Origin of the sequence: Streptomyces sp. DSM 40868 (assembly GCF_011820545.1) — a bacterium.
Lineage (GTDB): Bacteria > Actinomycetota > Actinomycetes > Streptomycetales > Streptomycetaceae > Streptomyces > Streptomyces eurythermus.
In genome coordinates this window covers 2,978,142-2,992,275 of the sequence record NZ_CP050504.1, presented here as the reverse complement: position 1 = coordinate 2,992,275, position 14,134 = coordinate 2,978,142, and the positions used below count along the sequence as shown (strand labels likewise).

Below are 14,134 nucleotides of genomic sequence, written 5' to 3'. Positions count from 1 at the left end.
TCTCGGTCCTGGTCACGACAATGTGGGGGGCGTGGCGCCGGCAGGGGGGAGTTACCGGAAATTCATGTCCACGGGGAACCTCCGCCATGGGTCCCTACGTACTATTACCGGCCACCCTTTACCGAACCCAGAGGTGTGGCCGGAGTCCAAAGGGAGTCCTATGCGTCATTTCGGGCACATTGCCCCCGAGGTGCGGAAGCGCCTCTTCCACCAGGAGCCGTGCGCGTTCACCGCCGACTCCCCGGCCAGGCTGCTCTCCGCGGCCCTGGGCGCCACGCTCTACAGCCCGGCGACCCGGCCCCGGCTCGCGGACGACATCGTCAAGCAGGCGGGCAGGGGCGTGGTCTCCATGGTGCTGTGCCTGGAGGACTCGATCGACGACGCGGACGTGGCGGCGGGCGAGGAGAACCTCGTCCGGCAGTTCGCCGACCTCGCCGCCCGGCCCGGGTCGGAGCCGCCGCTGCTGTTCATCCGGGTGCGCACCCCCGAGCAGATACCGGACCTGGTCCGCCGCCTCGGCCCGGCCGGGCGCCTGCTGTCCGGGTTCGTGCTGCCCAAGTTCACCGAGGAACGCGGCATCCCCTTCCTGGAGGCCCTGACGGCGGCCGAGCACGCCGGCGGCCGGCGGCTGTTCGCCATGCCGGTCCTGGAGTCGCCCGAGCTGCTGTACCGCGAGTCGCGCATGGAGACGCTGGAGGGCATCTTCCGCGCGGTCGACAAGTACCGCGACCGGGTGCTGGCCCTGCGCCTCGGCGTCACCGACTTCTGCTCCTCCTACGGCCTGCGCCGGGCCCCCGACATGACCGCCTACGACGTCCAGATAGTCGCCTCCGTGATCGCCGACGTCGTGAACATGCTCGGCCGGGCCGACGGCACCGGCTTCACCGTCACCGGCCCGGTCTGGGAGTACTTCCGTGCCTCCGAGCGCATGTTCAAGCCGCAGCTGCGGCAGAGCCCCTTCCTCCAGGTGCAGGCCGCCGAGCTGCGCGAGCGGCTGATCGCCCACGCCATGGACGGGCTGCTCCGGGAGATCTCCCTGGACCAGGCCAACGGTCTGCTCGGCAAGACCTGCATCCACCCCTCCCACGTCCTGCCCGTGCACGCGCTCTCCGTGGTCAGTCACGAGGAGTTCAGTGACGCCCAGGACATCCTGCGGCCGGAACGCGGCGGCGGGGGTGTACTGCGGTCGGCCTACACGAACAAGATGAACGAGGTGAAGCCGCACCGCGCCTGGGCCGAGCGGACCCTGCTGCGCGCCGAGGCGTTCGGTGTCGCCCACGAGGACGTCGGCTTCGTGGAACTGCTCGCCGCCGGCATACCCGGCTGAACCTTTCGCCACCTCAGCAAGGAACGCATGAAGAACGCAGTGAACGACGGGGTCTGGTCCGGCAGCTGGGTCGCCGAGCGACTCGGGGTCGGGCTCGTGGGCGACGACGGGCTGCCGGCCCTGCTCGGGCTCGCGCTGCGCCGCAACCCCAAGCGGGCCCACCTGCTCGTCTCCCACGTCCTCGGCAAGCACGTCCCGCAGTCGCCGTCCGTGGTCCACGACCACGGGCTGGACCTGGGCCGCCGGGTCGCCGCGCTGCTCGGCGCCGAGGCGTCGGACGCGGTCGTCCTCGGGTACGCCGAGACCGCGACCGGGCTCGGGCACTCCGTGGCGGACGGGCTCGGCTGCGTGCCGTACCTGCACTCCACGCGGCGGCCGGTGCGCGGGGTCGCCCCCGCCGGCGGGTTCGAGGAGTCGCACTCCCACGCCACGTCGCATCTGCTGCTGCCCGAGGATCCGGGGCTGCTGGCCGGGCGGGGGCCGCTGGTGCTGGTGGACGACGAGTTCTCCACCGGCAACACGGTGCTGAACACCATCCGTGACCTGCACGCGCGGTATCCGCGCCGTCGGTATGTGGTGGTCGCGCTGGTGGACATGCGGTCGGCCGAGGACACCGCTCGGCTGGAACGATTCGCCGGGGAGATCGGGGCGCGGGTGGATGTGGTCGCTCTCGCTTCCGGGGTTGTGGAGCTGCCGGAGGGGGTGCTGGAGAAGGGGCAGCGGCTGGTCGCGGAGTGCGAGGCGGGGGATGAGGTCCCGTCCCGTGCCCCGCACGGGGCGCCTCAGCCGGGCCACGTCGTAAAAGTCGACCTGCACTGGCCCCCCGGCCTTCCCGACGGCGCCCGCCACGGCTTCACCCCGGCCCACCGCGCCCGCCTCGAAGCCGCCCTCCCCGCCATGGCCGGCCGGATACGCGACGCCCTGCCCGCCGGCGCGCGCCGGGTGCTCGTGCTCGGGTTCGAGGAGCTGATGTACGCCCCGCTGCGGCTCGCGCGGGAGCTGGAGCGCGGTACGGACGCCGAGGTGCGGTTCTCCACCACCACCCGCTCGCCCGTGCTCGCGGTGGACGACCCGGGCTACGCGATCCGTACCCGCCTGGTCTTCCCCGCCCACGACGACCCCGCGGACGGACCCGGCGAGCGCTACGCCTACAACGTGGCCGGCGCCGGTTTCGACGCCGTCGTGGCCGTGGTCGACTCCGTCGCCGACACCCCCGCCCTGCACGCGCCGGACGGCCTGCTGGCCCGGCTCGCCGAGCGGGTCCCGCACGTTCTGCTCGCGGTCGTACCGTCGTACGTCCCGCACGTTCCCGAAAGGCCGGCCATGCTGCCCGAGCCCCTCCGCGGTCCCGCGTTCTCCTCGTACGCGCCGGAGGAGGTCGGCTGGCTGCTCCAGGACCTGTCCGACGTGCCCCTGGAGGCGCCGACCGAGGAGCGGGAGGAGGCCGTCCAGAGCGGTGGCGCGCACTACGCCGAGTCGCTGCCGGTGGAGTACCAGCCCAGCGAGCGCTACCAGGAGCTGTTCCACGCGGCCCTGGAGGCGTCGGCGGCGCGGCTGGCGCGGGCGGTGGGCGTGGTCACCGAGACGGTGATCGCCGAGCGCTCGCCCCGCCCGGTGCTGGTCTCCCTGGCCCGCGCCGGCACCCCGGTGGGCATTCTGATGCGCCGCTGGGCACGGTTCCGGCACGGGCTGGACCTGCCGCACTACGCCGTGTCGATCGTGCGCGGCCGGGGCATCGACGCCAACGCGCTGCGCTGGCTCGCCGCCCACCACGACCCCCGGGACGTCGTCTTCGTGGACGGCTGGACCGGCAAGGGCGCCATCACCCGGGAACTCGCCCAGGCTCTGGAGGATTTCGCGAAGAAGGAGGGCGTCACCGGGTTCGACCCGGAGATCGCCGTCCTCGCCGACCCCGGCTCCTGCGTGCGCACGTACGGCACCCGGGACGACTTCCTCATCCCCTCCGCCTGCCTCAACTCCACCGTGTCCGGGCTCATCTCGCGTACGGTGCTGCGCGCGGACCTGGTCGGCCCGGACGACTACCACGGCGCGAAGTTCTACCGCGAACTGGCCGGCGCCGACGTCTCCGTGGCCTTCCTCGACGCCGTCTCCGCCCGCTTCGAGGAGGTCGCCGACACCGTCACCGGCGCGGTCAAGGACCTCCTCGCCACCGACCGCACCCCGACCTGGGCGGGCTGGCGGGCGGTCGAGCGGATCTGCGAGGAGTACGGCATCCACGACGTGAACCTCGTCAAGCCGGGCGTCGGCGAGACCACCCGGGTCCTGCTGCGCCGGGTGCCGTGGAAGATCCTGGCCCGCGCGGGCGCCGGCCCCGAACTGGACCACGTCCGCCTGCTCGCCGAGCAGCGGGGCGTGCCGGTGGAGGAGGTCGGCGAGCTGCCGTACAGCTGCGTCGGGCTGATCCACCCCAAGTACACACGCGGTGCCACGGGCGCCGACGGAAAGGCGGTGCACGTCTGATGCCGGTGCTGGTGGCGAGCGACCTCGATCGCACGCTGATCTACTCCTCGGCGGCCCTGGCGCTGACCATGCCGGACGCCCGGGCGCCCCGGCTGCTGTGCGTGGAGGTGCACGAGGCCAGGCCGCTGTCCTTCATGACGGAGACGGCGGCCGGGCTGCTGACGGACCTCGGCGACGCGGCCGTGTTCGTACCGACGACGACCCGGACGCGCAAGCAGTACCAGCGCATCAACCTGCCCGGCCCGCCGCCCCGGTACGCGATCTGCGCCAACGGGGGCCATCTGCTGGTCGACGGGGTCACCGACGCCGGCTGGCACGCGCGCGTGCTGGCGCGGCTCGCCGACGAGTGCGCGCCGCTGGCGGAGGTCCGCGAGCATCTGCTGCGCACGGCCGACCCGGTGTGGGTGCGCAAGCACCGGGTCGCCGAGGACCTGTTCGCCTATCTGGTGGTGGAGCGCGAGCTGCTGCCCGAGGACTGGGTGAAGGAGCTGGCGGTGTGGGCGGAGGACCGCGGCTGGACCGTCTCGCTCCAGGGCCGCAAGATCTACGCGGTGCCGAAGCCGCTCACCAAGAGCGCGGCCGTCCGCGAGGTCGCCCGCCGCACCGGCGCGGACCTGACCCTGGCCGCGGGCGACTCCCTCCTGGACGCCGACCTGCTCCTGGCAGCCGACCGGGGCTGGCGCCCGGGCCACGGAGAACTGGCGGACACGGGCTGGACGGCCCCTCGGATCACCGCACTACCGGAACGGGGCGTACTGGCGGGGGAGCGAATCCTGCGGGAGTTCCTGAGAACGGTCCGACAGCCGACCTGAGGGGCGCGGGGAACTGCGCGATCAACCACGACGGCGCCGCACCCGCCCGACGGCAGAGCGCGGCACCCCGGCAGGCGTGGGCCGACTACCCGCAGCACCCTCCACCACAACACCCGCCGCCCCCGGACCGGGGCGCGGGCGCCGGCCCGCTGGAGACGCCGCCCACGGCAACCGTGGACAAAAGCTTCACCGTGTCGTCATGCCCCGCAGGGCACGTCGCGGGGTCGGCGGACTCCGCCATAGGACGGTTGAGTTCGAACGTGTCGCCGCAGCTCCGGCAGCGGTACTCGTAGCGAGGCATGGGCCCAGGTTAGCCGTCAGGGGGGTGCCGGGGCAGCTCAATGTTTCATGAGTGTTGCCATCTGTGCGGCATATGTGCGGGGCATTCGAAAACGTTACTGATAATTTGTGAACGCCGTGGCGAGGATGCTCAGCTCACCCGCGCGAGCGAGACCGAGTGCGGAGGGAGACGCAGGCGTGACCGATGCGTCGCAGGGGGAGGACGGCCCCATGGGGGGTGGCCGTGGCGACGAGCCGCTGGGGGCCGACGAGACCCTGCATCTGAGAGTCGACGCCCTCAGGGCGGACGAGACGATGCAGCTGCGCGTCGCCGCGCCCTCGAGGGAGTCCTCGCGGTCGAAGGAACCCACGCCGACCGGTGGCCGGGCCGACCGCCGGCGCGGCGCGCGCTCCGCCGGCCGGAAGCGCTCGCGGAGCCGTCTGCTCGGCCCGCTCGCCCCGTACACCCGCCGGATAGCCCCCTACGCGCGCCGCCTGAAGCCCGTCTATCCGCGCCCCGGCCGCACCGGCTGGCGCCGCTGGATGCCCTCCTGGCGCCAGTGGATCGGCGGCCTCCTGGCGTCCTTCGGCCTGCTCGGCGCGTTCCTGGTGACCGCGTACGCGATGACGGACATACCGAGCGACATCAACTCGTACGCCACCCAGCAGGACAACGTCTACTTCTGGTCCGACGGCACGCCCATGGCCCGTACGGGCTGGGTGCAGCGGCAGGCGATGCCGCTGGAGGACATCCCGCAGGACGTGCGCTGGGCCGTGCTCGCGGCGGAGAACGAGAGTTTCTACTCGGACCCGGGCATATCCCTCAAAGGCATCAGCCGGGCACTTTTCCGTACGGTGGGCGAGGGGGACACCGAGGGCGGTTCCACTATTACCCAGCAGTATGTGAAGAACGTTTACCTGACCCAGAATCAGACGGTCAGCCGTAAATTCACCGAGGCGATGATCGCCCTCAAGCTCGACAACAAGATGAGCAAGGACGAGATCCTGGAGGGTTATCTCAACACCAGCTGGTTCGGCCGGGGCACCTACGGCATCCAGCGCGCCGCCCAGGCCTACTACGGCAAGGACGTCGACAAGCTGAACGTCTCCGAGGCGGCGATGCTCGCCTCGCTGCTCAAGGGCGCCGGCCTGTACGACCCGACGCTCGGCAAGGCCAACCACGCGCGGGCGGTGGAGCGCTGGTCCTGGATCCTGGACCGGATGGTGAAGATCGGCAAGCTGTCGAAGCAGGAGCGGGCGAAGTACAAGACGTTTCCCGAGCCGCTGAGGACCAACCCGCTGTACGACACCGGCGAGCAGAGCGACTACCTGGTGGAGCTGGCGTCGAGTTACGCCAAGAAGGCCGCGCACCTGACGGACAAGCAGTTCGACCTGGGCGGCTACCAGATCTACACCACCTTCGACCGCAAGCGGGAGAAGGCCCTCACCGACGCCGTCACCAAGGCCCGCGAGGAAGCGCGGGACGACACTCCCGAGGCGGCGGAGAACGGTCACTACGGCGCCGCCTCGGTGACCGCGGACGGCAGGATCCTCGCCGTCTACGGCGGCCCGGACCACCGCAAGCAGGGCTACAACGAGTCCAACGCCACCACGGTCCCGGCCGGCACCGCGTTCCTGCCGTTCGTCTACGCCGCCGGACTCGAACACGGTGTGCACAAGACGCGCAGCGGCCCCGCCACCCCCGTCGGCCCGGACAGCGTCTACGACGGCGACGACGGCGTGCCCGTCACCACGCCCGAGGGACCGTACTGGGACCGCAGCGGCAAGAAGGTCGCCGCGCACAACGACGGCGGGAAGTCGTACGGGAAGATCACCCTGCGCGAGGCGCTCGCCAAGTCGGTGAACACCCCGTTCATGCAGCTCGGCATGGACGCCGGACTGGACAAGGTGCGCGACACCGCCGTGGCCTCCGGGCTGCTGCGCTCCAGCATGGGCCCCCAGGTGCCCGGGCTGTCGCTGGGCACCTCCACGCCGAGCGCGATCCGGATGGCGAACGGCTACGCCACCTTCGCCGCCGGCGGCAACCACACCGAGCCGTACTCGGTGGTCCGGATCACCCGCAACGGCGCCCCGGTCGCGCTGAGCACGCCGCGTCCGAAGCGGGCGGTCGGCGCGCGGGTGGCCGAGCAGGTCACCGAGGCGCTCACCGACTCCTTCCGCACCGCGCACCCCGACGCGGCGGCCGGCCGCTCCGGGGTGTCCGGGAAGGCCGGCGGCACCGAGAAGGACACCGCCGCCTGGTACGTCGGCACGGCCGACTCCGTGTCCACCGCGATCGTCGTCTACCGGATCGACCTGGCCAAGTCCCTGGAGCCACTGCCGCTCGAGGGACTGGCCGGGCCCGCCCACAGCGTCCCGTATGCCCTCTGGTCGGCCGCGACGGGCCTCGGCTGAGCCGGGAAAGAGTCCGTCCGTCCTCCCCTTCCGCAGAATGAGCCGCGCATGCCCCGCAAGATGTCGTCGTCAGGCCGCCGTCGAGCCCCCCGCCGCCGTGGCGCGCCCCGTGCCACCCGTCCCCAGGTCCTGACCCTGGCCGCGCTCCTCGTCGCGGCCTCGCTGGTGGCCGGGTTCCTGGCGCTGTCCGGCACGGACGGCGACAGCTCACCGGCCGCCGCGACGGGAAGCGAGAAGCCCGAACCGGCAGCGTCCCCCAGGAAGCCCAGCCCGACCCCGACCTGGGACGGCAAGGTCAAGGTGCTGGGGGACGGCTCCACCTCCTACACCGGCCCGCAGAAGGGCCAGTTGAAGCCGGTGCCGCTCAAGCCCGGTGAGAAGCCGCCCCAGTTCGTGGTCTTCTCCTGGGACGGCGCGCTGGAGGGCGGCGACCACCTGTTCTCGCACTACCGGGAGCTGGCGAAGGAGTACAACGCGCACATGACCTTCTTCCTCACCGGCATCTATCTGCTGCCGAAGAGCAAGAAGGCGCAGTACCAGGGCCCCATGCACTCCCCGGGGGACGCCGCGATCGACTACGCCACCGACGACCACATCCGCACCACCGTGGAGGAACTGGCCAAGGCGTACAAGGACGGCAACGAGATCGGCACCCACTTCAACGGTCACTTCTGCGGCGCCAAGGGCGGCGGCGACTGGAGCGTGGCGCAGTGGAAGAGCGAGATCGACCAGTTCTACAAGTTCGTGGAGCACTGGAAGACCAACACCGGCTTCACCGATCTGCCGCCGCTGCCCTTCGACTTCAAGCGGGAGGTCACCGGCGGCCGGGCGCCCTGCCTGGAGGGCCAGCCGAACCTGCTGAAGGCCATCAAGGACTACGGCTGGCGCTACGACGCCAGCTCCCCGGGCGACTTCCAGATATGGCCCGCGAAGAAGAACGGCATCTGGGACTTCCCGCTGCAGATGCTGCCGTACGAGGACGGCAAGTACCAGGGCCTGTCCATGGACTTCAACTTCCTCTACAACCAGTCCGACGGCGAGACCCAGGGCGACCCGGCCAAGTTCCCCGAGTGGGAGCAGCGCACCGTCGACTCCTACATGGCCGGCTTCAACCGCGTCTACTACGGCAGCCGCGCCCCGCTGTTCATCGGCAACCACTTCGAGGACTGGAACGGCGGCATCTACATGAGGGCCATCGACCAGGTGGTCAAGAACGTGTGCACCAAGGAGGGCGTCAAGTGCGTCTCCTTCAAGGAGCTGGCGGACTGGCTCGACGTGCAGAAGCCGGAGACCCTGGCCGCCCTGCGGGGCCTGGACCCGGCCCAGTCGCCGGACTGGTCGGCGGTCGTCAAGTAACCGGTCAGCACGGCTGATTCCGGTTGTGCGCCCCTCTTCACATCCGGTGTGGCGGCCATGCGAAGATGCCCCTCTCCCGGTAGGTGTACCGGCGTAGAGGGGAACATCATTGAAATCCAGAAGACTGAGCCGTAAGGGGCGACGTACGGCCATAGTGACCGCCGCGGCCGCCTCGGTGGTCGCCGGTGTGGCCCTGGTGCCGAACTGGAGCGCGGGCGCGGCGGTGACCGACGACCCGACGGTGGACGCGGCCACCAAGGCGACCTTCCAGCGGCTGGCCGACGCGGTCTTCACCGACCGCACGCAGGCCCTGGTGGAGGGCGCGGGGACGAAGGAGACCCGGCACACGGCCGGTTTCTCCGGTTCCGTGAGCCTGTCCGGCGGACAGACGCGGGAGCAGACGTCGGCGGTGAAGCAGCTGCGCGACCGCCGCGGCCGGCTCGCCCGGCTGGGTGAGACGTACCGCGCGGGCAGCACCCAGGTCCGGCTCGACGCGACGCAGGTGAAGGGCCGCAAGGCGAAGGTCGCGGTCACCGAGACCACGACGCTGACCTACGGCAGGACCACCGAGAAGAGCCCGAAGTCGACCGGCTTCCAGGCCCACCACGAGCTGACCTTCTCGGCCGACCGGCACGGGAACTGGCGGCTCACCGGCATCCGCGACACCGACGACGGCTACCTCGCCGTGAACCAGGTCGCCAAGCCGGACGTCGCCACGCCGCAGGCCGAGGCCGAGGACGACGGTCCGCCGAGCGCGGCCCGCGCGGCCACCACCCGGCCGGCCCCGGCCAACCCGAAGAACTTCTCCGCGAGCGGCTACGACTACAAGGCCATGGTCGCCTACGCGCAGAAGTACTGGAGCAAGTACAACCCGGACTACCCGAGCTTCAACGGGCAGGGGGCCGGGGGCGACTGCACCAACTTCGTCAGCCAGGCGCTGAAGGCGGGCGGCTGGAAGCACGTGCCCGGGTACACGTACGACTTCCACAAGTGGTTCGGCAACTCCGAGATCCAGTCGGACTCGTTCGTCGGCGTGAACGAGTGGTCCTGGTTCGCCCTGTCGTCCAAGCGGGCCACCAGCCTCGCCAACGTCTACCAGGCGGACCTCGGCGACGTGATCCAGATCGACTTCAACCGTGACGGTTCGAAGGACCACACGATGATCGTCACCTCCCGGGACCGCCGGGGCGTGCCGTACGTGACCTACCACTCGACCAACACGTACAACCGGTCGGTGGCCAGCCTGGTCGCCTCGTACCCGAACGCGGCGTTCTACGCCTACCGGACCTGATCCGGTCCCTGCCGCGGGCCCTGCCGCCCGCCGGCCTCCTCGTGCGGGGAGGTCTCGGGGTGGCGGGCCCGCCAGTACGGGTTGTCGTGCGGCAGCGCGTGCCCGACCCGGCCGTACATGCCGAAGGTCATCAGCAGCAGGCCCACGACGAAGCTGAAGTACACGTTCTGGATCTTGAACGCCAGGAAGTTGTTCGGGGTGTCCAGCAGCCCGAGGAACAGGAAGCCGTTCAGCAGGAACAGCACGCCGAGGACCATGTTCAGGGTGGACGCGAAGTTCCCGCCGACGGCCGCGCCCACCAGCAGCAGCAGGCCGATGCAGATCGACAGCACGCTGAGCGCGCCGTTGGTGTTCAGCCCGGCGACCTGGTTGCCGCCCGTGCTGAAGAAACCGATCTGGTCCAGCAGGCCGAGAATGCCGAAGGCGACCAGGAACGCGCCGATCAGGCCCGCCCCGGCGCGGTAGACCCGGTTGAGCCGGTGGTCCACGGGCAGGTGATCGTCCAGCCGGATCCGCCGGCGTTCCCGGGCGTTCCTCGAATGCACCGCGTGTGTGGCCATGTCCGCCTCCTCGGGCGCTAGCGGAGGCCATCCGTCCGTTCACCCAATATCCGCCACCCCCGCGCACCCGGCAACACGCCGGTCCTGGCCGCCGAGGGGTCACTCCGGCCCGGCGACCGGTGACGTGCCTGGTCCGGCGACTGGCGACGCCCCCGCTCGGCCGCCCGGCGTCGCCCACCGGCCTCGGCGGTCGGCAGCGTGCCTTCGGCGGGCGGCGGCGCGTCCGCTCCGGTGCCCGGCGATGCGCGGCCCCCGGCCGACCGGCGTCACACATCACCCGCCTGCCCCGGCCGCCCGGCCGGTGCCGACTCCCCGGGGACCGGTGACACGCCTGCTCCGGCGACTGGCGAAGCGTCCGCTCCGCGTCGGGTCTCGCGCCGGCCCCGGCCGCCCGGTACCGGACGCGACCCCGCCCACCCGGTGTGCAGGCGACACGCCGGCCCCGGCCGCTCGGGACCACGCCACACACGGCCGTCCGCCGCCCGCCGGGCTCAGTGGCCGGCGCCGCGGTCCTCGCGGATGAGGGTCACCACCCGTGCCACGCTCTGCCTGACCGCCTCCGTCTCGCCGAGGAAGTGCCAATAGTCGGGGTGGTGCTCCGCCAGGGTGCCGATCGCGCGCTCCAGCCGGGCCACCGCGTCGTCCAGGGGGCGGGCGTGCCGGGGGTCCGGCGTCGTGCGGCCCGCCATCGCCAGCCGCTGGGCGTCCCGGATCGCGAACCGGGTCCGCTCGATCTCCTCCTGCGGGTCCTTCTGTACGGCGTTCAGCCGGGCCAGCCGGTCACCGGCGGCCGACACCGCCTCGTCGGTGGCGTTCAGCAGCGCCCGGACGGTCGACAGCAGCGCCGTGGCGTCCGCCCACCGCTGGTCGTCCCGCGCCGCCCGCGCCTCCGCCAGCCTCAGCTCGGCCTGCCGTACCTGGTCGGCCGCCAGCGCGGGCACCTGCTGGAGGTCCTGCCAGCAGGCGGCGGTGAACCGGCGGCGCAGCTCGCTGAGGACCGGCTCCACCTGCTCGGCCCGGGTGGTCAGCGCCTGCGCCCGGGTGCGCAGGGACACCAGCCGGTGGTCGATCTCGGCCGCCCGCTCCGGCAGCCGCTCGGCCTCGGCCCGGATCGCCCCGGCCTCCCGCTGCACCCGCTCGGCCCGCTCCAGCGTGGCGTCCACCCCGTGCTGCCCGGCGCCCTGGTTCAGCCGGGTCAGCTCCGGCGCCAGGGCGGCGAGCCGCGCGGCCAGGTCGTCGGCCCGCAGGTGCTTCGCGCGTACGGCGTCCAGGGCGTTGCTCGCCGCCAGCAGCGACTGCCGGGCCCGCTCCACGGCGGGCGCCAGCCGGGCCAGCCGGGTCTCCGCCTTGTCCAGCAGCGGCCCGAGCGAGCGGCCGAACTCCTCCAGCTCCCGTCGTACCCGCAGCAGTTCGTCCCGGGCCGCGGTCAGCTCGGTGCGGGCCCGCGCGGCCGGGCCGGCCTCCAGGGTGTCCCGGTCCAGGTCGTGGGCGTCGACGGCCTCGATGTACCGCCGGCTGGCCTCGTCGACGCGGTGCCCGAGCGCCGTGAAGTCGGCGACGGCGCGGCGGGCGGCGGGGGAGTCGTCCGCCGCCGCGATGGTCTCGACCGAGATCCGCAGGTCCCGCTGGGCGGTGTCGAGTTCGTAGAAGGCCGCCGCGGCGGCGTCCTTGGCGGCCTGGGCCTCGGCGCGCTGGGTCCCGGCCCGTCCGCCGAACCAGCGCCGGGTGCCCCCGCCGGCGAACGCGGCGGCCAGCAGCGGCGCGGCCAGCAACGGCAGGCCGAGCAGGGTAAGGGTGTCCCGGACGGCACGGCGGTCACGCCGGGTCCGGGCGGTGGACGGCGGCGGGTACGGCGGTGTCGCTGGCGTGCCCGGTGTCGCCGTCACATGCCTCTCCTGCGTGGTGATTCACCCTGGGTGGTGTCATTGTCCCACCCGGGGAGGACGAAGACACGGGCCGGTCGGTTCGCCCGGGGCGCGTGACCTTGCCGTCTGTTTGCGGTGCGGCCCGCCGGGCAATGTAGGCTGTCGACCTGTCCGGGTGCGTAGCTCAGGGGTAGAGCGCCTGCCTTACAAGCAGGATGTCGGCGGTTCGAAACCGTCCGCGCCCACGGACGAGGCCCCTCGGAGATCTCCGGGGGGCCTTCTTCGTTTCACTGTCCTTCCGCCTGCTCCTCGTGGGCGTGCTTCAGGCAGGTCCGGGCGTCCATCCGCTCCGCCGCCGGGACGTCCGTCCAGAACCGGTGGGTGCTGACGAAGACCGCCAGCTCGTGCTCGCGCCGCCGCAGCTTCTCCACCTGGGCCTGCTCGTCCTCCGTCCAGCCGGGGGACGCGGGCCGCTCCACCTTGCGCCAGCCGTTGTCGTCGCTGAAGCCGTCCATCGGCTCGACCGACCAGGGCAGCCGCTTGAGCAGGGCCGACAGCTCGGCCCGGACCTGATGCAGCTCCTCCTGACCGGCGAGGAGGTCACTGGGGAATTCATAGGTCGTAGCCACGCGGCAATGCTACGCCTGTTCGAATTAGTGAAGCGAGGTCTGACAGGCGGTACGGGTGAGGTTTCAGCCGCACGAGTGACCGACGGTCAGTATGCCTGAGTGACCGTCGGTCAGCAGCTCGACTGACCGGTGGTCAGTATCCCGCCTCGCGCAGCTCCCGCACCAGCCGCCGCGCCACCGGCACCGGTACGCCGTGCCGGTCGGCCGCCCTCAGCAGGGCGCCGCCGATGGCGTCCAGCTCCAGCGGCCGGCCGGCCTCGGCGTCCCGCTGCATGGACGACTTGGCGGCGGGCGGGAAGGCGTCGTACCGGGCGAGGGCTCGCACCGGATCGGTGGGCGCGCCACAGGCCCGGCCGACCGCGGCCGTCTCGGCGACCAGCGCCTCCAGCTCGGCGCGGTACCGGGTGCGGGCGGTGCCGAGGGGGACGCCGTACCGGGTCGTGAGCAGGGCGAACGGGGCGAGGAAGGCCATCTTGGCCCACAGTGCCGCCGACTCCTCCCCGGCCACCCGGGCCGTCGTGCCGCACTCCGTGAGCAGCGCGGCCAGCGCCTCCAGCCGGGCGCGGGGCACGGCGTCCCCGGCCAGGTCGATCTCCGTGAACGGGCTGCCGTGTTCGATCACGCCCGGCGCGACGCGGGTGGACTCCACGCGGATCACGGCCGGGGCGACCCGGTCGGGGCGGTAGCGCCCGCGCAGGACCGCGGGGTGTTCGACGCCGTTCAGCAGCGGGACGAGCAGGGCGTCACCGAGCACGGCGGGCGGGACCCGGGTGAGGGCGGCGTCGAGCGCGGTGTGCTTGACGGCGACCAGGCAGATGTCCACCGGTGCGCGCAGCTCGGTGTCCGCGTCGACGGCGGCGGTGAAGTCGCCGAACTGCGGACTGCGGACGGAGATGCCGTCGCGGCGTAGCTTTCCGGCCGTTTCCGCACCGGCGAGGCAGAGCACGCGATGTCCGGAACGGGACAGCAGGGCGGCGAGCAGGCCGCCGGTGCCGCCGGGGCCGAGGACGGCCACGGAGAGCGGATGCGTCATGGAGTTGTTCCCTTCGACGGTCGGCCCCGGGAGTCGGTGGCCGCCTTCGCGATGATCTTCGCAGGGCGCGGCGCGCGGCGCGAGAC

The 14,134-nt window shown here is 72.2% G+C and carries 11 protein-coding genes and 1 tRNA gene; 7 read left to right on the top strand and 5 right to left on the bottom strand.

The window, feature by feature from the left end; translation table 11 throughout:
• Positions 1 to 160 precede the first annotated feature (160 nt).
• From HB370_RS13495 to HB370_RS13485, 3 genes are read left to right on the top strand one after another with little or no spacing between them, the layout of a single operon-like run.
• Complete coding sequence (locus tag HB370_RS13495) at positions 161 to 1,327, top strand: HpcH/HpaI aldolase/citrate lyase family protein (protein WP_030776822.1); 1,167 nt, start codon at positions 161 to 163, stop codon at positions 1,325 to 1,327.
• Between the two features lie 27 nt (positions 1,328 to 1,354).
• On the top strand, positions 1,355 to 3,808 hold the full coding sequence (locus HB370_RS13490; RefSeq protein WP_030776821.1) for a phosphoribosyltransferase: 2,454 nt from the start codon (positions 1,355 to 1,357) through the stop codon (positions 3,806 to 3,808).
• Positions 3,808 to 4,620 (top strand): hypothetical protein, encoded by an 813-nt coding sequence (locus HB370_RS13485; protein ID WP_030776820.1) that lies wholly within the window; start codon positions 3,808 to 3,810, stop codon positions 4,618 to 4,620. Before HB370_RS13490 ends, HB370_RS13485 begins: the two co-directional genes overlap by 1 nt.
• An 85-nt stretch (positions 4,621 to 4,705) precedes the next feature.
• Here the strand turns inward: HB370_RS13485 and HB370_RS13480 are convergent, their stop codons facing one another.
• A complete protein-coding gene (locus HB370_RS13480) occupies positions 4,706 to 4,921 on the bottom strand; it encodes a zinc ribbon domain-containing protein (protein WP_030776818.1) in 216 nt (71 codons plus the stop codon).
• Between the two features lie 209 nt (positions 4,922 to 5,130).
• Here HB370_RS13480 and HB370_RS13475 point away from each other — a divergent pair, with 209 nt between their 5' ends.
• The 3 genes from HB370_RS13475 to HB370_RS13465 all read left to right on the top strand — a co-directional run bounded on the left by HB370_RS13475 (position 5,131) and on the right by HB370_RS13465 (position 9,961).
• Entirely contained in the window at positions 5,131 to 7,314 is a 2,184-nt protein-coding gene (locus HB370_RS13475; RefSeq protein WP_208974515.1) for a transglycosylase domain-containing protein, read from the top strand.
• Between the two features lie 48 nt (positions 7,315 to 7,362).
• A complete protein-coding gene (locus HB370_RS13470; protein ID WP_030776815.1) occupies positions 7,363 to 8,670 on the top strand; it encodes a hypothetical protein in 1,308 nt (435 codons plus the stop codon).
• A 187-nt stretch (positions 8,671 to 8,857) separates the two neighbouring features.
• A complete protein-coding gene (locus HB370_RS13465; RefSeq protein WP_037700498.1) occupies positions 8,858 to 9,961 on the top strand; it encodes an amidase domain-containing protein in 1,104 nt (367 codons plus the stop codon).
• On the opposite strand, the gene HB370_RS13460 is transcribed toward HB370_RS13465, so the two are convergent.
• Together HB370_RS13460 and HB370_RS13455 are read right to left on the bottom strand one after the other, a co-directional pair.
• Positions 9,949 to 10,521: a DUF4383 domain-containing protein gene (locus tag HB370_RS13460; RefSeq protein ID WP_051815311.1), complete on the bottom strand. Its 573-nt coding sequence runs from the start codon at positions 10,519 to 10,521 to the stop codon at positions 9,949 to 9,951. The genes HB370_RS13465 and HB370_RS13460 overlap by 13 nt on opposite strands.
• 491 nt (positions 10,522 to 11,012) lie before the next feature.
• Positions 11,013 to 12,407 (bottom strand): hypothetical protein, encoded by a 1,395-nt coding sequence (locus tag HB370_RS13455; RefSeq protein ID WP_030776810.1) that lies wholly within the window; start codon positions 12,405 to 12,407, stop codon positions 11,013 to 11,015.
• 152 nt (positions 12,408 to 12,559) lie between these two features.
• Between HB370_RS13455 and HB370_RS13450 the strand changes: the two genes are divergently transcribed.
• Positions 12,560 to 12,631 (top strand) — tRNA-Val (locus tag HB370_RS13450).
• A 42-nt stretch (positions 12,632 to 12,673) separates the two neighbouring features.
• On the opposite strand, the gene HB370_RS13445 is transcribed toward HB370_RS13450, so the two are convergent.
• Together HB370_RS13445 and HB370_RS13440 are read right to left on the bottom strand one after the other, a co-directional pair.
• Positions 12,674 to 13,015 carry a hypothetical protein gene (locus HB370_RS13445; protein ID WP_030776807.1) on the bottom strand — a complete coding sequence of 114 codons (342 nt, stop codon included), beginning with the start codon at positions 13,013 to 13,015 and terminating at the stop codon, positions 12,674 to 12,676.
• Between the two features lie 133 nt (positions 13,016 to 13,148).
• Positions 13,149 to 14,048 (bottom strand): 2-dehydropantoate 2-reductase, encoded by a 900-nt coding sequence (locus HB370_RS13440; protein WP_030776804.1) that lies wholly within the window; start codon positions 14,046 to 14,048, stop codon positions 13,149 to 13,151.
• Positions 14,049 to 14,134 lie beyond the last annotated feature (86 nt).